Origin of the sequence: Yersinia sp. 2545 StPb PI (assembly GCF_052217125.1) — a bacterium.
Classification (GTDB): domain Bacteria; phylum Pseudomonadota; class Gammaproteobacteria; order Enterobacterales; family Enterobacteriaceae; genus Yersinia; species Yersinia enterocolitica_E.
Genome location: NZ_JAZGPY010000001.1, coordinates 4,279,627 through 4,298,706, shown reverse-complemented (window position 1 = coordinate 4,298,706; position 19,080 = coordinate 4,279,627). Strand labels below are relative to the sequence as shown.

Sequence of the window (19,080 nt, the reverse complement as noted above, 5' to 3'; positions counted from 1 at the left end):
CCAACGATCGTTTACCGCAGTCATGTTGGTTATGGTGAGTTTATTAAGCCTACCTTCCGCCTTGGCTATGAAACTCACCGATATTAAGGTGAACAATGGCCCGACGGAAAGCCGGGTGACGCTCAGTTTTGATGGTAAACCGATTTATGCCTTTTTCTCGTTGAGTTCGCCTGAGCGAGTGGTGTTGGATGTCCGCCAAAGCGGTAATCTCTCTGGTTTACCCTTGGAGTTCAGTGGGCAGAATCTGCTGAAAAGAATTCGTTCCAGTACCCCGAAAGATGAGCAAAGCACCCGTCTGGTGCTGGAATTGACGCAAAAAGTTAAAACCCGCGCGGTGACACAGCAGTCGGGCAGTAACTACACGGTGGTCATTACCATGACCGCAGCCGCCCCTGCTCGTCAGGTACAAACCACGTTAAGCCCGAACAATACGTTAAGCTCAAACAGTACGTTAAGCTCAAACAACACGTTAAGCCCAAACAGTAGGCCACTCAGCCAAACCAATACCCCTAGCCCGAATGCTGGGCGTTTGACGCCGCCGGTCAATAACGTGAATACGACACCGCGCGTGACCAGTTCAAACACCACATCGGAGGCTAAAAACCCGTTTAACAATAAGCCGACTGTGGTTGTCAGCAGTGATACCGTCACCACCAATACCGCCCGCCCGATTAAAGCCAGCCGTGTTGCTAATAGCGATCGTGTAGTGGTGGCAATCGATGCCGGTCACGGTGGGCAAGACCCAGGTGCAATCGGGCAAAATGGCCTGAAAGAGAAGAATGTCACGATTGCCATCGCCCGCCGACTTGAAGCATTGCTTAATAGCGACCCGATGTTTAAACCGGTTTTAACCCGCAATGGCGATTACTTCATTTCGGTGATGGGCCGTTCGGACGTGGCCCGTAAGCAAGGGGCTAACGTGCTGGTTTCTATTCATGCGGATGCTGCACCTAACCGCAGTGCTACTGGGGCTTCGGTCTGGGTTCTGTCAAATCGCCGTGCTAACAGTGAAATGGGCAACTGGCTGGAACAGCATGAGAAACAATCTGAATTGCTCGGTGGTGCCGGTGACGTGTTGGCGAATACCGCGTCAGACCCCTATTTGAGTCAGGCAGTATTGGATCTGCAATTCGGCCACTCCCAGCGGGTGGGCTATGACGTAGCGACCAAGGTGCTGCGTGAGCTACAAACAGTAGGTGACATTCATAAACGTCGGCCTGAACACGCCAGTCTTGGGGTGTTACGTTCACCGGATATTCCATCGTTATTAGTGGAAACCGGCTTTATCAGTAATAGTACGGAGGAGCGGCTGCTTGGCAGTAGCGCGTATCAGGAGAAGATTGCTCAGGCCATTTATAAAGGCTTGCGCAGTTATTTCCTCGCGCATCCGCTACAAGCCGACCCAAAGGTCGAAAACCGTCCGCTAATAGAAACAGCGGCGGTTGATTCTTCAGTGCAGCGTTCAAATGTTAATCAGCCAGAACCGATTGTCAGCAATGCGCAAAGCGGCAGAGTTTCTGCCGTCAAGCCTGTGGCGACAGGGAAAAGCCAAATCCATAAAGTACAACGTGGTGAAACCTTATCCGGCATTGCGAGCCAATACGGCGTCAGCATGGCGCTATTGCGGCAAAACAATACGCTGAAAAATGATGTGGTGTGGGTGGGGCAGCGTTTGAAAGTGCCGGCATTGGGCAGCACGGCAGCGGCACCAAAAAACCAAACAATTGCTAAAAACAAAACAGTAAAACATCTGGTAAAACGCGGTGATACGCTATCAGCCATTGCGGCCAGATATGGCGTGTCGATGAGTGAGATTGAGCGGGCGAACAAGATAAAGTCAGGTAATGTCCAGCTAGGGCAAACCCTCACGATCCCACAATCGTAAGCGAAAGGAACTGCTATGCCGATTCATATTCTGCCACCACAGCTTGCTAACCAAATTGCCGCCGGTGAAGTGGTAGAGCGGCCTGCGTCGGTGGTTAAAGAGTTGGTAGAAAACAGTCTGGATGCAGGAGCTACCCGGATTGATATCGATATTGAACGGGGTGGCGCCAAACTGATTCGTATCCGCGATAATGGCTGCGGCATCGGCAAAGAAGATTTATCACTGGCGCTGGCGCGCCATGCCACCAGTAAGATAAGTTCGCTAGAAGATCTGGAAGCTATCCTCAGCATGGGCTTTCGTGGCGAAGCACTGGCCAGTATCAGTTCAGTCTCACGTCTGATTCTGACTTCCCGCACTGCCGAACAAAATGAAGCCTGGCAGGCTTATGCGGAAGGGCGTGATATGGCCGTCACTATCAAGCCAGCGGCGCATCCGGTGGGGAGTACTCTTGAAGTGCTGGATCTGTTTTATAACACGCCAGCGCGCCGCAAATTTATGCGCACTGAAAAAACCGAGTTCGGTCATATTGATGAAGTGGTGCGGCGCATTGCGCTGGCGCGCTTTGATGTGGCAATAAACCTGAGTCATAACGGTAAGTTAATGCGTCAGTACCGCGCAGCCCCTGACCCTTCACAGCACGAGCGTCGGCTGGCGAGCATCTGTGGCCCGGCTTTTTTGCAGCATGCACTGGCCATTTCCTGGCAACATGGTGATTTGACTATTCGTGGTTGGGTGGCTGATCCTGCCGCCAGTCGTACACTCAGTGAAATGCAGTATTGTTACGTCAATAATCGCATGATGCGTGATCGGTTGATTAATCACGCTATCCGTCAGGCCTATCAAGATTTACTCAAAGATGATCAACAACCCGCTTATGTTTTGTATCTGGATATTGATCCGCATCAGGTGGATGTAAATGTGCATCCGGCGAAACATGAGGTGCGTTTCCATCAGGCGCGGTTGGTACATGACTTTATTTATCAGGCTGTTACCACTGTTTTACAGCAGACTGCCTCGCCAGTGCTAAATATCAATGAAGATGGTGAAGAGATAGAAGCACCCCGCTGGCAGCCGGAAAACCGTGTGGCGGCGGGGGGGAATAAATATGCGCAACCAGAGCCTGCAAAAGCGCCAGCGGCAGAACGGACACGGGTTTCAGATAAAGTATCGTCTTCAGAACCCACGCTAGCGGCAGCGCGGTCTCCTGCCCGTGAACAGGCAGCACCTGGCTATAGCGCTGGGCAACCCTACCAAAAGCAGCAAGGCGAATTGTATCGTCAATTGGTGCAACCCGCCGCTGTGAGCCAAGCCGTAGAACAGCCTGCATCGGTGCCAGCCCCGCGCTTTGCATCAGCAGATGAACCACTTCATGGTGATTATTACAGCTTTGGCCGAGTATTAACGGTATTCCCACCTTGCTATGCTTTGATTGAATATAAGCAAGGTGTGGCATTATTGGCACTGACTGTTGCCGAGCGCTGGCTGAAACAAGCTCAACTGAATCCGCCAGCCGAGGGTTTACGCCCTCAGCCATTACTTATTCCATTAAAACTGACATTAGATAAGAATGAGGCCGCAGCCTGTCTGCGCCATCAGAACTTATTGGTTACTATGGGGATAGAATTGACCGTTGAGCAGACAAGAGCCACTTTACGTGCGGTATCTTTACCATTACGCCAACAAAATTTACAAAAACTGATACCGGAACTGTTAGGCTATCTGTCGCAGCATGAAGAGATATCGCCAGATGTTCTGGCCACATGGATTGCCCGCCACCTTGGCAGCGAACATGAGGTTTGGAATATGTCTCAAGCGATACAGTTATTGACGGATGTGGAACGTCTTTGTCCGCAGTTGGTGCAATCACCGCCTGCTGGATTATTACAACCTATTGATATAAAGGCTGCATTGGCAACCCTAACACATGAATGATATTGAAAATCTAGACCGGCCACCGGCAATTTTTATTATGGGGCCTACCGCTTGTGGTAAAACAGCGCTCTCCATTGCGCTTCGCCAGCGGTTACCTGTGGAGTTAATCAGCGTCGATTCTGCCTTGATCTATCGTGGCATGGATATCGGCACGGCGAAACCCAGTGCTGAAGAACTGGCGTTAGCACCACACCGGCTGATTGATATCCGTGACCCGGCTGAATCCTACTCAGCCGCTGATTTCCGTAAAGATGCATTGAAAGTGATGGCCGATATTACCGCTGCCGGGCGAATTCCGCTGCTGGTGGGGGGGACCATGCTGTATTTTAAAGCGCTGTTGGAAGGATTATCTCCGTTGCCACCCGCAGACCCACAAGTGCGCGAGCATATTGAACAGCAGGCCGCTGAGCTGGGTTGGGAGGCATTGCATCAGCAATTGGCCAAGATAGACCCAGTTGCTGCGGCGCGAATTCATCCTAATGATCCCCAACGGCTCTCTAGAGCACTGGAAGTTTTTTTTATTTCAGGTAAAACTTTAACGGAACTGACTAAAATTTCGGGTGAAACCTTACCCTATCGGGTTCACCAATTTGCGATTGCGCCTGTTAGCCGGGAACTGTTGCACCAGCGGATTGAATTACGTTTTCATCAGATGCTGGATGCAGGGTTTGAAACAGAGGCTAGGGCGCTTTTTGACCGCGGTGATTTGCATACGGATTTGCCTGCCATTCGTTGTGTGGGATACCGGCAGATGTGGTCTTATCTGTCCGGTGAGATTGATTACGACGAAATGGTTTACCGTGGAGTTTGTGCGACACGTCAACTGGCAAAGCGCCAAATGACTTGGTTACGGGGCTGGAGTTCAGTTCAGTGGCTCGACAGTGATAAGCCGGGAGAGGCTTTAGACTCTGTAATACAGGTTGTTAGTGCATAGGTTGAATGATTGTGTACAATTGATTAGTACTCAACGCGCGGATTTTTTTTACGCAGTTTATTTTCGAGCCGATAGGTTCTTAGTTAAAAACAACAAGCAAATAAGGAAAATATAGAATGGCTAAGGGGCAATCTTTGCAAGATCCGTTCCTGAACGCATTGCGTCGTGAACGGGTTCCGGTTTCTATTTATTTAGTGAATGGCATTAAACTGCAGGGCCAAGTTGAGTCTTTTGATCAGTTTGTCATTCTGTTAAAAAACACAGTCAGCCAGATGGTTTATAAACACGCCATCTCTACTGTAGTGCCTTCTCGCCCGGTTTCGCATCACAGCAATACGCCGAGTGGAAGCACCAATAATTATCATGGTAGTAATCCGTCTGCGCCGCAACAACCGCAGCAGGATAGCGATGACGCTGAATAAAGCGCATTGCTGGTCGACCATGACGGGGAACATAAACAACGGATTCGGGTTTATGTTCTCCGCACTAGCGGTTTTAATCCGTTTGAGAGGTTGCACGTTTGTTTGACCGCTATGAAGCCGGTGAGCAGGCCGTACTGGTTCATATCTATTTCTCGCAAGACAAAAACTCAGAAGATCTGCGTGAATTTGAAGCGCTGGTATCTTCTGCGGGCGTAGAAGCTTTGCAAATTGTGACGGGTAGTCGCAAAGCACCGCACCCTAAGTATTTTGTCGGTGAAGGAAAGGCCGAAGAAATTGCTGACGCGGTGAAAGCCAGTGGCGCGTCTGTCGTCTTGTTTGATCATGCCCTTTCCGCAGCGCAAGAGCGAAATCTTGAGCGTTTGTGTGAGTGTCGGGTCATTGATCGTACTGGGCTAATCTTAGATATTTTTGCCCAACGGGCCCGTACCCATGAAGGTAAATTACAGGTCGAATTAGCGCAATTACGCCATATTGCGACCCGTTTGGTACGTGGCTGGACGCATCTTGAGCGTCAAAAGGGGGGGATTGGCCTAAGAGGGCCAGGTGAAACCCAGTTGGAGACCGACCGCCGTTTGTTACGTGACCGTATCAGCTTGATTTTGAGCCGTTTGGAGCGGGTGGCAAAGCAGCGTGAGCAGGGGCGACGTGCGCGTACCCGTGCTGAAATTCCGACAGTATCTTTGGTGGGATATACCAACGCCGGTAAATCCAGCCTGTTTAACAAAATTACGGCAGCTGATGTTTATGCGGCTGACCAATTATTTGCCACGCTGGATCCTACTTTACGCCGTATTAATGTGGCGGATGTGGGGGATACAGTGTTGGCGGATACGGTAGGTTTTATCCGGCATTTGCCGCATGATTTGGTCGCTGCTTTTAAAGCGACATTACAAGAAACACGGCAAGCCTCATTACTGTTACACATTATTGATGCAGCAGACCCTCGGGTAACCGAGAATATGGCCGCAGTTGATTCTGTTTTGGCAGAAATCGAAGCGGATGAAATACCTACATTATTAGTAATGAATAAAATTGATTTGTTGGATGATTTTGTCCCGCGAATTGATCGCAACGAAGACAATCTGCCAGTCAGAGTTTGGCTTTCGGCCCAAACCGGCGCAGGGATCTCGTTGCTATTTCAAGCGTTGACGGAGCGTCTTTCAGGTGAGATCGCACACTTTGAATTACGTTTGCCACCTCAGGCAGGTCGTCTACGTAGCCGTTTTTACCAGCTTCAGGCAATTGAAAAAGAGTGGATAGACGAGGACGGAAACGTCGGTATGGTGGTCAGAATGCCTATCGTTGATTGGCGTCGTCTCTGTAAACAAGAGCAAGATTTGGTCAGTTATATTATTAATTAGTCGGTGTGGCTAATTAGTTGATTATTTGACCTTTTTTGTGAGATTAAGAGCCAGCTTCTTTGGCATGTGCTCTTGGCCTGAAGAAAACCAATCATAGAAGAATGGAGCTAAAACATGGCGTGGAATCAGCCCGGTAATAACGGACAGGACCGCGATCCGTGGGGGAGCAGCAATAATAATGGCGGCAACTCTGGCGGAAATAACAATAATAAAGGTGGTCGTGACCAAGGGCCGCCTGATCTGGATGATATCTTTCGAAAACTGAGCAAAAAACTGAGTAGCCTCGGTGGTAAAGGTGGCGGCAGCGGCAATGATAACAGTGGTACGACAAGAGGCCCTGGTTTCAGTGGCCGGATTGTGGGCATTGCTGTGGTTGCTGTGGTAGTTATCTGGGCGGCAAGTGGTTTCTATACAATTAAAGAAGCCGAGCGCGGTGTCGTTACTCGCTTGGGTAAATTAAGCCACATTGTGCAGCCTGGTTTGAACTGGAAACCGACCTTTATCGATGAAGTAACGCCAGTTAACGTTGAATCGGTACGTGAATTGGCAGCGTCCGGCGTGATGCTGACTTCTGATGAGAACGTGGTTCGCGTCGAAATGAACGTGCAGTACCGTGTGACTGATCCGGCCGCTTATCTGTTTAGCGTGACTAACCCGGACGACAGCTTGCGTCAGGCAACTGACAGCGCAGTACGTGGTGTTATTGGTAAATACACCATGGACAAAATCCTCACCGAAGGCCGTACCATCGTTCGTAGCGATACTCAACGTGTACTGGAAGAAACTATTCGTCCATACAATATGGGTATAACGCTGCTGGACGTTAACTTCCAGGCGGCGCGTCCACCAGAAGAAGTTAAAGCGGCATTTGATGATGCGATTGCAGCCCGTGAAAACGAACAACAGTATATTCGTGAAGCGGAAGCTTATACCAACGAAGTCCAACCACGGGCGAATGGTCAGGCGCAGCGTCTGTTAGAAGATGCGCGTGCTTATGCCGCACGTAAAGTGTTGGAAGCGCAGGGTGAAGTCGCAGGTTTTGCTAAGTTGTTGCCTGAGTATAAGGCGGCACCAGAAATTACCCGTGAGCGTCTATACATCGAAACGATGGAGAAGGTCCTCGGTCATACCCGCAAAGTACTAGCGAGTGATAAGGGTAATAGTCTGATGGTGTTACCACTGGACCAAATGCTGCGCGGCCAAGGTGCAGATAAGGCAGCGGATGGCAATAAAGACACAAGCCTGATTCGTCTGAATCCGCCTTCTTCTGCTAATAGCAGTCAAGAGTCTGGTGCAAGCAACGCCAATACCAGCTCAACCAGTGGCTCTATCATGGATCAGCGCCGGGCGAATGCTCAGCGTGATACTTCCACTCGCGTAGGGAGAGAATAACCAATGCGTAAGTCTTTTTTACTTATCGTCGTTGTGGTGTTAATCGCACTCTACGCTTCTCTGTTTGTGGTACAGGAAGGCCAGCGCGGCATCGTGCTACGCTTTGGCAAGGTATTACGTGATAGTGATAACAAGCCGCTGGTGTATGCACCGGGCTTGCACTTCAAAATACCGTTTATCGAAACAGTGAAAAGGTTGGATGCCCGTATTCAAACCATGGACAACCAGGCTGACCGTTTCGTTACCAACGAGAAGAAAGACCTGATTGTTGACTCCTATTTGAAATGGCGTATCAGCGATTTCAGTCGTTACTATCTGGCCACCGGTGGTGGTGATGTTTCTCAGGCCGAAGTGCTGCTGAAACGTAAGTTTAGTGACCGTTTGCGTTCTGAAATTGGTCGTTTGAACGTGCGTGACATCGTTACTGACTCACGTGGGCGTTTGACTTCAGATGTCCGTGATGCGCTGAACACCGGTAGTGTGGGTGATGAAGCTGTGACCACCGAAGCTGATGATGCAATTGCCTCTGCGGCAGCCCGTGTTGAGCAGGAAACCCGTGGCAAACAGCCTGCGGTTAACCCTAACAGTATGGCAGCGCTAGGGATTGAGGTCGTTGACGTGCGAATCAAGCAGATCAACTTACCGGCTGAAGTGTCTGATGCTATCTTCCAACGTATGCGTGCTGAGCGTGAAGCGGTAGCCCGTCGTCATCGTTCACAAGGTCAGGAAGAAGCAGAGAAGTTGCGTGCAACAGCTGACTATGAAGTAACACGTACACTGGCAGAAGCAGAACGTCAGGCGCGTATTACTCGTGGTGGCGGTGATGCAGAAGCAGCTCGTCTGTTTGCTGACGCATTCAGTAAAGACCCAGACTTTTATGCCTTCATTCGTAGCTTGCGTGCGTATGAAAACAGCTTTAACAGCGGCAATGATGTGATGGTTCTGAGCCCGGATAGCGATTTCTTCCGTTATATGAGGTCGCCGGATAACTCCAGCAAACGTCCATAACGGCTGTCGTTACAGCTCGTCTTGACCGTAACAATAAGGCCCGTTAACGCGGGCCTTTTCCATTTGAGACAAATAATGAATTCAACCATCTTGTTAGCATTGGGTCTGGTTTTGGTGCTCGAAGGGCTTGGCCCGATGCTGTACCCCAAAGCTTGGCGCAAAATGATTCAGGCGATGACCCAATTACCGGATGCCACTTTGCGCCGTTTTGGTGGCGGATTAGTGGTTGCTGGTGTGGTTATCTACTACATGTTGCGTAGCCGCATGGGTGGCTGAATGTAAGCACAAAAATTGTTCAGTTATGTGTTAAAAAGTACTGAAAGCAGCCGAATGAGATGTTAGAATCCTTTTTTAAGCAACCTGGTGATTTTTGAGATGGGTAAGAACGTCGTCGTACTGGGCACCCAATGGGGTGACGAAGGTAAGGGCAAGGTCGTTGACCTGCTGACTGAACGGGCTAATTATGTTGTGCGCTATCAAGGTGGTCACAACGCTGGCCATACTTTGGTTATCAACGGTGAGAAAACCGTTCTTCATTTAATTCCCTCAGGTATTCTGCGTGAAAACGTAACCAGCATCATCGGCAACGGTGTTGTATTGGCACCTGACGCTTTAATGAAAGAGATGACAGAGCTTGAAGCGCGCGGTGTGCCTGTACGTGAGCGACTGTTACTCTCCGAAGCATGCCCATTAATCCTGCCTTATCATGTGGCTTTGGATAATGCGCGTGAAAAAGCACGTGGTGAAAAAGCGATCGGTACTACCGGCCGTGGTATTGGTCCTGCTTATGAAGACAAAGTTGCCCGCCGTGGTCTGCGCGTCGGTGATTTGTTCAACAAAGAAACCTTCGCTATCAAACTGAAAGAAATTGTGGATTACCACAACTTCCAGTTAGTGCATTACTACAAAGCTGATGCAGTTGACTACCAAACAGTGCTGGATGAAGTATTAGCTATTGCTGATATTTTGACTGCCATGGTGGTTGATGTTTCTGACTTGCTGGACAGCGCCCGCAAGCGCGGTGATCTGATCATGTTCGAAGGCGCACAAGGCACCTTACTGGACATCGATCACGGTACTTATCCGTATGTAACTTCATCTAACACCACTGCTGGTGGCGTAGCCACCGGCTCTGGCTTGGGTCCACGTTATGTTGATTACGTCTTAGGTATCGTTAAAGCTTATTCCACCCGTGTAGGTGCAGGTCCATTCCCTACCGAGTTGAATGATGAAACTGGCGAATTCCTGCGTAAGCAAGGTAACGAATATGGCGCAACAACAGGCCGTAGCCGTCGTACCGGTTGGTTGGATATCGTTGCAGTGCGTCGTGCAGTGCAGATCAACTCCCTGTCTGGTTTCTGTATGACCAAACTGGACGTGTTAGATGGTCTGAAAGAAGTGAAGCTGTGTGTTGGCTACCGCATGCCAGATGGTCGCGAAGTTGATACTACCCCACTGGCTGCTGAAGGTTGGGAAGGTATCGAGCCAATTTACGAAACCATGCCAGGCTGGTCAGAAACCACCTTTGGTGTGAAAGAACATAGCAAGTTGCCACAGGCAGCCCTGAACTACATCAAACGAGTAGAAGAGCTGACCGGTGTTCCGGTTGATATTATCTCTACCGGTCCTGATCGTGAAGAAACCATGATCTTGCGCGACCCATTTGATGCATGATTCGTTTGATTTATGATTAAGTGGCTAACCGCCAAATAGTCAGAATTCAGACTTTAATAAACCGGGCTTAGGTCCGGTTTATTGTTTATACCCGTCATACTTCAAGCTGCATGTGCGTTGGCTACGTTCAATCACCCGAATCACTTACTCATGTAAGCTCATCGGGGTTAATGAGCCTCATCCTTGAGGTTCACCCTACGGGCTAGCATAAATGCTGTTCAAATCGGTTCCCGACCGATTTGTCTGTCTCTTGCCGCCTTCCTGCAACTCGAATTATTTAGGGTATATACCCTAAATACATTGTTAACTGCAAAGTCAGCTATTTTGGGTATAATGAGATGCAGAAGTGACCTCGGATATGCCGTTTTATACCAAAAGCGCCACCCTTCACCTAAATGATTAGCCGCAAGCTTTATGGCTGGTTTATCATTCAAAGAATATATCCGTCATACTTCAAGTTGCATGTGCGTTTGGCTGCCTTCATTCACCCTAATCACTTACTGATGTAAGCTCTTGGGGATTCGCTTAGTTGCCGCCTTCCTGTAACTCGAGTTATGTAGGATATGAGTTTTCTGAATCACACTTGGAATCGCACTTATAACCTATCCAAAAAGTGTTATTTCCGATGGGGTTAAGCCGGGTAAATTGATACTCAGGGGTATACGTGCAGTTAACAAGTTTTACTGATTATGGTTTGCGGGCGCTTACTTATATGGCCTCGCTACCGGAAGGCCAAATGACCAGCATTTCTCAGGTAACTGAGGTATATGGTGTGTCTCGCAATCATATGGTTAAAATAATCAATCAGTTGAGCCGTGTCGGTCTGGTGACCGCTGTGCGGGGCAAAAATGGTGGTATACGGTTGGGTAAACCGGCTAACCAAATTCTAATTGGTGATGTTGTGCGCCAACTGGAGCCACTGTCTCTGGTGAATTGCAGTAGTGATTTTTGCCACATAACACCCGCTTGTCGCCTGAAACAAGTGCTTAATCAGGCGGTACAGAGTTTCCTTAACGAGCTGGATAACTATACTTTGGCTGACATGGTTAAAGATAATTCCCCGCTCTACAAACTGTTACTTGTTGAGTAGATTTTTGCTTAATCAAAGATATATATACCCAAAGAACTTGGAGTTGCAGGTAGGCAGCCAGTAAACGAATCCCGATGAGCTTACACTGGTAAGTGATTCGGGTGAGAGCGCGCAGCTAACACCCCTGCGGCTTCAAGTACGCAGGGTATAAGACCTGCTGCTGACAACGGAGGAACCGCAATGTCACAAGATCCATTCTTGGAACGAGAAGCAGAAAAATATGAGTCACCGATCCCTAGTCGGGAATTCATTTTGGCTCATCTCGCGAAGCGCGAAACACCTGCCAGCCGTGAAGAGCTGGCCAATGAACTTAATTTAACCGGCGAAGAGCCTTTAGAGGCACTGCGTCGCCGCCTGCGCGCTATGGAGCGCGATGGGCAATTGGTCTTCACCCGTCGTCAGTGCTACGCCTTGCCTGAGCGTCTCGACTTACTGCGTGGGACTGTTATTGGTCACCGTGATGGTTTCGGCTTTTTACGCGTTGAAGGCAGTAAAGACGACCTGTATCTCTCCGCAGAACAGATGAAAACCGCCATTCATGGTGATGTGGTATTGGCCCAAGCAGTTGGCGCAGACCGCAAAGGCCGCCGTGAAGCACGTATCGTGCGTGTATTAGTACCGAAAACCAGCCAGATTGTTGGTCGTTACTTTACTGATGCCGGCACCGGTTTTGTGGTGCCAGATGATGGTCGATTGAGTTTTGACATTCTGATCCCGCCAGAGGCAATCAACGGTGCGCGGATGGGTTATATGGTGGTGGTCGAGTTGACTCAGCGCCCGACCCGCCGGACTAAAGCGGTAGGTAAGATTGTTGAAGTGCTCGGCGAAAATATGGGTACCAGCATGGCGGTGGATATCGCACTGCGTACCCATGAGATCCCCCATACCTGGCCGCCACAAGTTGAAAAACAAGTTGTGGATCTGAAAGAACAAGTACCGGAAGAGGCGAAGAAAGGGCGGGTGGATTTACGCAACCTGCCATTGGTCACTATTGATGGTGAAGATGCCCGCGACTTCGATGATGCTGTTTACTGCGAGAAGAAACGCGGTGGTGGCTGGCGCTTGTGGGTGGCAATTGCTGATGTCAGCTATTATGTGCGCCCACGCACCGCGCTGGATGATGAAGCTCGCAGCCGTGGTAACTCGGTTTACTTCCCGTCGCAAGTGGTTCCGATGCTGCCGGAAGTGCTCTCAAACGGCCTTTGCTCCCTGAATCCGCAGGTAGACCGCCTGTGCATGGTGTGTGAGATGACCATCTCCTCACAGGGTAAGCTGTCGTCGTATAAGTTCTACGAAGCAGTGATGAGCTCCCACGCACGTCTGACCTACACCAAAGTGTGGCGGATTATTGATGGTGAAGAGACACTGCGTGAGCAATATAAGCCGCTGGTGCCGCATCTGTTAGAACTGCATACCATGTATAAAGCGCTGGATCAGGCCCGTGCTGAGCGTGGTGGTATCGCGTTCGAAACCGAAGAAGCCAAGTTTATCTTCAACGCTGAACGGCGCATTGAACGTATTGAATCGACGGTGCGCAATGACGCGCATAAGTTGATTGAAGAGTGCATGATTTTGGCGAATATTGCAGCCGCTCGTTTTGTCGAAAAACACAACGAACCTGCATTGTTCCGTGTACATGACCGCCCAAGTGATGACCATATCTCCGCACTGCGTAGCGTGCTGAATGAGCTAGGCCTGACCTTAGGTGGCGGCTTGAAGCCCGAGCCGAAAGATTACGCTGTACTGATGGATGAAGTTGCCGATCGCCCGGACCATGAAATGCTGCAAACCATGTTGCTGCGCTCAATGAAACAGGCAATTTACGATCCAGAAAACCGGGGTCACTTTGGCCTGGCATTGGCCTCTTATGGCCATTTCACCTCACCAATCCGCCGTTATCCTGACTTGGCGATGCACCGCGCTATCAAGTACCAGCTCGCCAAAGAGCAAGGCAATCAGAAAGAGCGCTGGACACCAACCGGTGGCTGGCACAGTGAATACGAAGATATGCTGCAATTGGGCGAACACTGCTCAATGACTGAACGCCGCGCTGATGAAGCTACCCGTAACGTAGCGGACTGGCTGAAGTGTGATTTTATGCAGGATCAGGTTGGTAAAGTCTTCACCGGGATCATTGCCAGTGTTACCGGCTTTGGTTTCTTCGTGCGTTTGGATGATCTGTTTATTGATGGTTTGGTGCATGTTTCCAGCCTGGATAATGATTATTACCGTTACGACAACATCGGCCAACGTCTGATCGGCGAATCCTCAGGTCAGGTTTACCGCTTGGGTGATACCGTAGAAATTCGGGTTGAGGCGGTACATATGGATGAGCGCAAAATTGACTTTGCTCTGGTCTCCAGTACCCGTAAGCCGCGCGGTGAGGGTAAAACAGCCCGTGATAAGGCGAAGAAAGCTGATGGGCAGCGCACGATGCGTGATACCTCAACCGGTCGTGGTGGGCGTGGTAGTTCATCTGGTGCTCCGCGCCGTGATGGCGCGCCAGCCGGTGGTGGGCAGCAACGGCCTCGTCGGGCAAAAAAACCAGTGAACTTCGAGCCGGATAGTGCATTCCGCCCAGCAGATGCCGCCGCTAAACTAGACGATAAAGCACTGGCTGAGAAAAAAGCCAAAGCGAAAGCAAAACGAGCGTCCGCTAAAACCAAAAAAATTGCCGCCGCCACCAAGGCCAAGCGTGCGAAGAAGAAAACCAGCAGCGACCAGTAATGGCCTGCTGATTGTCGGGCGGCCCCGGTCGCCCGCATTCGTTTACTTATTAATACTTAATCATTTATAAAAGAGCATCATGAGCGAAATTATTTACGGTATTCACGCCGTCAAAGCCCTGCTAGACAATGATCCGCAACGTTTCCTGGAAGTTTTTATTCTGAAGGGTCGTGACGATCGCCGTCTGCAACCTTTGGTCGCGGAACTGGAAGCTGCCGGTTTAGTGATTCAGGTGGCTAGCCGCCAATGGCTGGACTCTCAGGTTGAAGGGGGTGTCCATCAGGGGATCGTAGCGCGAGTGCGTGAAGGGCGTCAGTATCAGGAAAATGACTTACCTGCCCTGCTGGAAAGTGTGGATATGCCGTTCTTGCTGGTGCTGGATGGCGTAACTGACCCGCATAATCTCGGGGCATGTTTGCGTAGCGCCGATGCCGCCGGTGTCCATGCGGTTATTGTGCCACGCGATCGCTCGGCGCAGCTTAATGCTATTGCCAAGAAAGTGGCCAGTGGTGCCGCTGAGAATGTGCCATTGATTAAAGTGACTAATCTGGCGCGTACCCTGCGGTTACTGCAAGAACACAATGTCTGGATTGTTGGCACTGCCGGTGAAGCAGACCACACCTTGTATCAGAGCAAAATGACTGGCCCGATGGCGCTGGTGATGGGGGCTGAAGGTGAAGGCATGCGCCGTTTGACCCGTGAGCATTGCGATGAACTGATCAGTATTCCAATGGCGGGTACGGTTTCTTCGCTAAACGTCTCGGTTGCCACTGGGGTTTGCTTATTTGAAGTTGTGCGCCAGCGAGCATTGAAAGCGTAATATCTCTTTTGCTATTGAGTTCAGAAAGCCAGCATTTACGGATGCTGGCTTTTTTATAGGAATTTTAATTAAATCATCAGTGATATATAGGGCTTTCATCCCCGTTTGTGATGAGCCTGCCAGCAAAAATTCGCGCCTGCACCATACTTAACCCTGATTTATGAATGCCGATGGTACAGTTATATCCAAAGTAACTGAAGTTGCAGGTAGGCGGCAAGTGAACGAGTCCCGATGAGCGCACGACGGTGAGTGATTCGGGTGAGTAAGCGTAGCTAACACCCCTGCGGCTTCAGGTACGAAGGATAGAATACCGAAATGGAGGAAGGTATGGAGTGGCAGACTCACTTGGTTTTCAATCAGCCGGAGCCATTGTCGAACAGTAATTTATTTTTGTCTGACATGGCGTTGCGGGAAGCAGTGATGCGTGAACACGCTGGTTGGGATGGAGAGACTCTCTCTTTGATCGGGCTACAATTGGGATCACAGGAGTCTCTTGAACTTGGGCGGCTGGCAAACACCAATCCTCCTGAGTTATTGCGCTACGATGCTGCCGGGCAGCGGTTGAACCAAGTGCGATTTCATCCCGCGTGGTATATGTTAATGCAAGAGCTGGTCAATCATCGCCTGCATAATCTACCGTGGCAGGAAGATGCTCGAATCGGTTCTTTTGCCGCCCGTGCGGCGCGTTTTATCCTGCATGCACAGGTGGAAGCGGGCACGCTCTGCCCAATAACCATGACCTTTGGTGCTATCCCACTACTACAGCAAACACTCCCACCACTATTTCAAAACTGGCTATCGCCACTACTTTCTGATCGCTTTGATCCCCATCAGTCCATTGGTAGCCAGAAACGGGGCTTGTTGATAGGAATGGGCATGACAGAAAAACAGGGTGGTTCCGATGTACTCAGTAATACTACCCGGGCTGAGCCGCTGGAGGGGCGGGGCAATGGTGAGGCTTATCGTCTGGTGGGGCACAAGTGGTTTTTCTCGGTACCACAAAGTGATGCACACCTAGTGTTGGCGCAGACCGATGGCGGGCTATCCTGCTTCTTTCTGCCTAAAATATTGCCGGATGGCAGCTATAACGCCATTCGATTAGAACGGCTGAAAGATAAACTTGGCAACCGCTCCAATGCCAGCAGTGAAGTTGAGTTTGATAATGCGACTGCTTGGTTATTGGGGGATGAGGGCGACGGTGTGCGCCAAATTTTAAAAATGGGGGGCTATACCCGTTTTGATTGTGCGCTGGGTAGCCATGGTCTGATGCGGCGTGCCTTTTCCGTCGCGCTGTATCATGCGTGGCAGCGGCAGGCCTTTGGTAAGCCACTGGTAGACCAACCTTTGATGCGACAAGTGCTGAGCCGCATGGCATTGCGTCTGGAGGGGCATACAGCACTGCTGATGCGCTTAGCTAGCGCTTGGGGAAAGTCAGATGAGGCTCATGAGAAGATATTTAGCCGTCTACTCACTCCTGCGGCTAAATATCGGGTATGTGGGCAAGGCAGTGGGTTTGTTGCCGAGGCGATGGAGGTGCTGGGTGGGATTGGCTATTGTGAGCAGAGTGAACTGCCACGGCTCTATCGTGAAATGCCGGTAAACAGTATTTGGGAAGGTTCCGGCAATATTATGTGCCTTGATGTGTTGCGCACATTTCGCAAACTACCGGCAGCCCTTGAGATGCTACAGCAGGAGTTCTATCCGGTTCGCGGGCAGAATCGATTGTTTGATCGTGCGTGGCGGCAATTACAGCAGCGGCTGAAAAACCCCAAAGAGGAACAAGGGCGGGCATTAACTCAGCAACTGTTCGATCTGTGTTGTGCTTCTCAGCTACTGCGTTTTGCCTCACCACCACTGGCCGATGCCTGGTGCCGCATGACCTTGGATCACCGTGATCAATATATGCTGCCGGAAGCGGTTTGCGCGCGACTACTCAGTCGCGGCAGCGGCTTTCAATAGGGGAATCAGCAGTCAGCAGCAATGAGTTACTTATACAGCAGTGCGTTGGCATACCAGGTGCCGGGATAAATGCTGTCGGACAACATAATAATCAAATAGTAGGGCGCGCCACTGGCATTAGCCCTACGTTGAATTTCGGCTTCTATATCCATCGGGCTACCAAATACCTGTGCTGAGACGGTGCCTACTTTTTGCAAATTAAGGCTCTGGGCGCGGGTAATTTCTTGTGCATAAGGCTGGATTGCAGGAGGGGGGCTGGTGTCGTATGCAAAACACTACAACCCGAAAGCCCGAGCGCCAGCAGCAAAACCCCCATCACACGTTTTATCTTCATTTATTGCCTCTTTATCAACGGCGCGGTTACCGTAAAACCCCAAGGTGAAGCGTAATATCTTGGAAGAAATTGATTTAAGACTTTATATCCTCATTTTGGCACACTGCCTTGTTCCTTGGGTATATTACGCTGGTTTTTCCTGTTTACGCGCCGCTGCATCAATAAAGGATTTTTGCCATGATTGAGATATCGCTGGAAAATATTAATGGTATTGAGGTGATTCATGCTACCCCTGCGGGTAAACGCCAGCAGCCGCTACCGACCATTTTTTTCTATCATGGCTACACCTCATCGAAAGAGGTCTATTCCTACTTCGCCTATGCCTTCGCACAAGCCGGTTTTCGCACCATCTTGCCAGATGCGGATATGCACGGTGCGCGGTTTAACGGTGATGAATCACAGCGCTTATCCTATTTCTGGGAGATCCTGAAATCAAACATTGATGAGTTGCCTGCGATTAAACAACATTATCAACAAGCAGGATTGATTGACGGTGATCGCATTGGCGTGGCGGGTGCATCAATGGGCGGTATGACCACATTGGGGGCGTTTGCTCGCTATCCATGGGTGAAAGTGGCCGCAGACTTTATGGGGTCAGGTGATTTTACCTCACTGGCCCGCTCGTTGTTTCCGCCATTGAAAGCGGGGCAGTCGGTCAACGCTGCTGAATTTGAGCGCCGTTTAGCGCCGTTGGCGGATTATGAACTGAACCATCAGTTAGAAAAGATTGCAGAGCGGCCCTTATTGGTCTGGCATGGCGAGGCTGATGAAGTGGTGCCAGCAGCAGAAAGTACGCGATTGGTACAGGCGTTAAGGGCAAGCGGGCGCGCTAATCAGCTAACCTATATTACCGAGGCCGGTATTGGCCACAAAATTACCCCAAGTGCATTAAAGGCTGGAGTCACATTCTTCAGCAGCCACTTATAAAAAAGCCCCCAAAGGTCTGGGGGCAAGGGCATATCAAAGGGCTTTTTTGGTTGTTGGTCGTCGTATTCACCGGTGTTGTATCTATACTGCTGCGTCTAACGGTAAATCTCAGCATTGACCCGAATTGAGCTGTTGCTACCCGGCTCATGCATCTGAGTAATGTGGTATGCCGTAGCGCCGCGCTCATCAGCCATTTTGCTAATTTGTGCCACGGCGTCATCCGGTGACACCACATTATGGTTAAGAGAGATCTCGCCGATACTGACACGCTGCTGCTGCATCGCTTCCTGGCGGCTGATTTCTGTGGCGGCAAACGTGTTGGCGGATAAGAGCAAACTGACTGTGGCTGCGATGATGAGTGTATGTCTCATAGGTGACTCCAATATTTTATACCCGTCATACTTCAAGTAGCAGGCGCGTTGGCTGCCTTCGTTCACCCCAGTCACTTACTGGTGTAAGCTCCTGAGGATTTGCTCAGTTGCCGCCTTCCTGCAACTCGAATTATTTAGGGTATGTTTATATACTTTGAATAACTTTCCATTAACGCTACCGCTTAATATGCGGTGGATGTAAATAATTCTAGTCGCTTTTGTT

At 50.1% G+C, this 19,080-nt stretch carries 15 protein-coding genes and 1 pseudogene; 14 read left to right on the top strand and 2 right to left on the bottom strand.

From position 1 onward, the window contains the following. The first annotated feature begins 22 nt into the window (after positions 1 to 22). From amiB to V1955_RS19900, 13 genes are all read left to right on the top strand, one after another. Positions 23 to 1,885 carry an N-acetylmuramoyl-L-alanine amidase AmiB gene (gene amiB, locus V1955_RS19960; protein ID WP_442821465.1) on the top strand — a complete coding sequence of 621 codons (1,863 nt, stop codon included), beginning with the start codon at positions 23 to 25 and terminating at the stop codon, positions 1,883 to 1,885. Between the two features lie 15 nt (positions 1,886 to 1,900). Then, positions 1,901 to 3,817, top strand: a complete 1,917-nt coding sequence (gene mutL, locus V1955_RS19955) for a DNA mismatch repair endonuclease MutL (RefSeq protein ID WP_083160979.1) — start codon at positions 1,901 to 1,903, stop codon at positions 3,815 to 3,817. Then, on the top strand, positions 3,810 to 4,751 hold the full coding sequence (gene miaA / locus V1955_RS19950) for a tRNA (adenosine(37)-N6)-dimethylallyltransferase MiaA (protein WP_083160977.1): 942 nt from the start codon (positions 3,810 to 3,812) through the stop codon (positions 4,749 to 4,751). Before mutL ends, miaA begins: the two co-directional genes overlap by 8 nt. A 116-nt stretch (positions 4,752 to 4,867) precedes the next feature. Continuing rightward, entirely contained in the window at positions 4,868 to 5,173 is a 306-nt protein-coding gene (hfq, locus tag V1955_RS19945; RefSeq protein WP_002209151.1) for an RNA chaperone Hfq, read from the top strand. Between the two features lie 98 nt (positions 5,174 to 5,271). Beyond that, positions 5,272 to 6,555 carry a ribosome rescue GTPase HflX gene (gene hflX, locus V1955_RS19940; RefSeq protein ID WP_083160975.1) on the top strand — a complete coding sequence of 428 codons (1,284 nt, stop codon included), beginning with the start codon at positions 5,272 to 5,274 and terminating at the stop codon, positions 6,553 to 6,555. A gap of 114 nt (positions 6,556 to 6,669) precedes the next feature. Further along, the gene (hflK, locus tag V1955_RS19935; RefSeq protein WP_083160973.1) at positions 6,670 to 7,947 is read left to right on the top strand and encodes an FtsH protease activity modulator HflK; all 1,278 of its coding nucleotides are present in this window, start codon (positions 6,670 to 6,672) and stop codon (positions 7,945 to 7,947) included. Between the two features lie 3 nt (positions 7,948 to 7,950). Further along, positions 7,951 to 8,955: a protease modulator HflC gene (gene hflC / locus V1955_RS19930; RefSeq protein WP_083160971.1), complete on the top strand. Its 1,005-nt coding sequence runs from the start codon at positions 7,951 to 7,953 to the stop codon at positions 8,953 to 8,955. Between the two features lie 75 nt (positions 8,956 to 9,030). Beyond that, entirely contained in the window at positions 9,031 to 9,231 is a 201-nt protein-coding gene (locus tag V1955_RS19925) for a DUF2065 family protein (protein ID WP_005193214.1), read from the top strand. Positions 9,232 to 9,330: 99 nt separating this feature from the next. After that, the gene (locus V1955_RS19920; protein ID WP_083160969.1) at positions 9,331 to 10,629 is read left to right on the top strand and encodes an adenylosuccinate synthase; all 1,299 of its coding nucleotides are present in this window, start codon (positions 9,331 to 9,333) and stop codon (positions 10,627 to 10,629) included. 664 nt (positions 10,630 to 11,293) lie between these two features. Next, on the top strand, positions 11,294 to 11,719 hold the full coding sequence (nsrR, locus tag V1955_RS19915; protein ID WP_083160967.1) for a nitric oxide-sensing transcriptional repressor NsrR: 426 nt from the start codon (positions 11,294 to 11,296) through the stop codon (positions 11,717 to 11,719). Between the two features lie 180 nt (positions 11,720 to 11,899). Further along, positions 11,900 to 14,446 carry a ribonuclease R gene (gene rnr / locus V1955_RS19910; protein WP_372568575.1) on the top strand — a complete coding sequence of 849 codons (2,547 nt, stop codon included), beginning with the start codon at positions 11,900 to 11,902 and terminating at the stop codon, positions 14,444 to 14,446. Positions 14,447 to 14,525: 79 nt separating this feature from the next. After that, entirely contained in the window at positions 14,526 to 15,266 is a 741-nt protein-coding gene (rlmB, locus tag V1955_RS19905) for a 23S rRNA (guanosine(2251)-2'-O)-methyltransferase RlmB (protein WP_005193288.1), read from the top strand. Between the two features lie 315 nt (positions 15,267 to 15,581). After that, positions 15,582 to 17,225, top strand: coding sequence for an isovaleryl-CoA dehydrogenase (locus V1955_RS19900; RefSeq protein WP_083160963.1), 1,644 nt, complete (start codon positions 15,582 to 15,584; stop codon positions 17,223 to 17,225). Between the two features lie 26 nt (positions 17,226 to 17,251). On the opposite strand, the pseudogene bsmA reads toward V1955_RS19900, so the two are convergent. After that, positions 17,252 to 17,559: pseudogene (bsmA, locus tag V1955_RS19895) on the bottom strand (biofilm peroxide resistance protein BsmA). 177 nt (positions 17,560 to 17,736) lie between these two features. On the opposite strand from bsmA, the gene yjfP reads away from it, so the two are divergent. Further along, the gene (gene yjfP / locus V1955_RS19890; protein WP_372568577.1) at positions 17,737 to 18,486 is read left to right on the top strand and encodes an esterase; all 750 of its coding nucleotides are present in this window, start codon (positions 17,737 to 17,739) and stop codon (positions 18,484 to 18,486) included. 95 nt (positions 18,487 to 18,581) lie between these two features. On the opposite strand, the gene V1955_RS19885 is transcribed toward yjfP, so the two are convergent. Continuing rightward, complete coding sequence (locus tag V1955_RS19885) at positions 18,582 to 18,857, bottom strand: DUF1471 domain-containing protein (protein ID WP_083160957.1); 276 nt, start codon at positions 18,855 to 18,857, stop codon at positions 18,582 to 18,584. Positions 18,858 to 19,080: the final 223 nt, after the last annotated feature.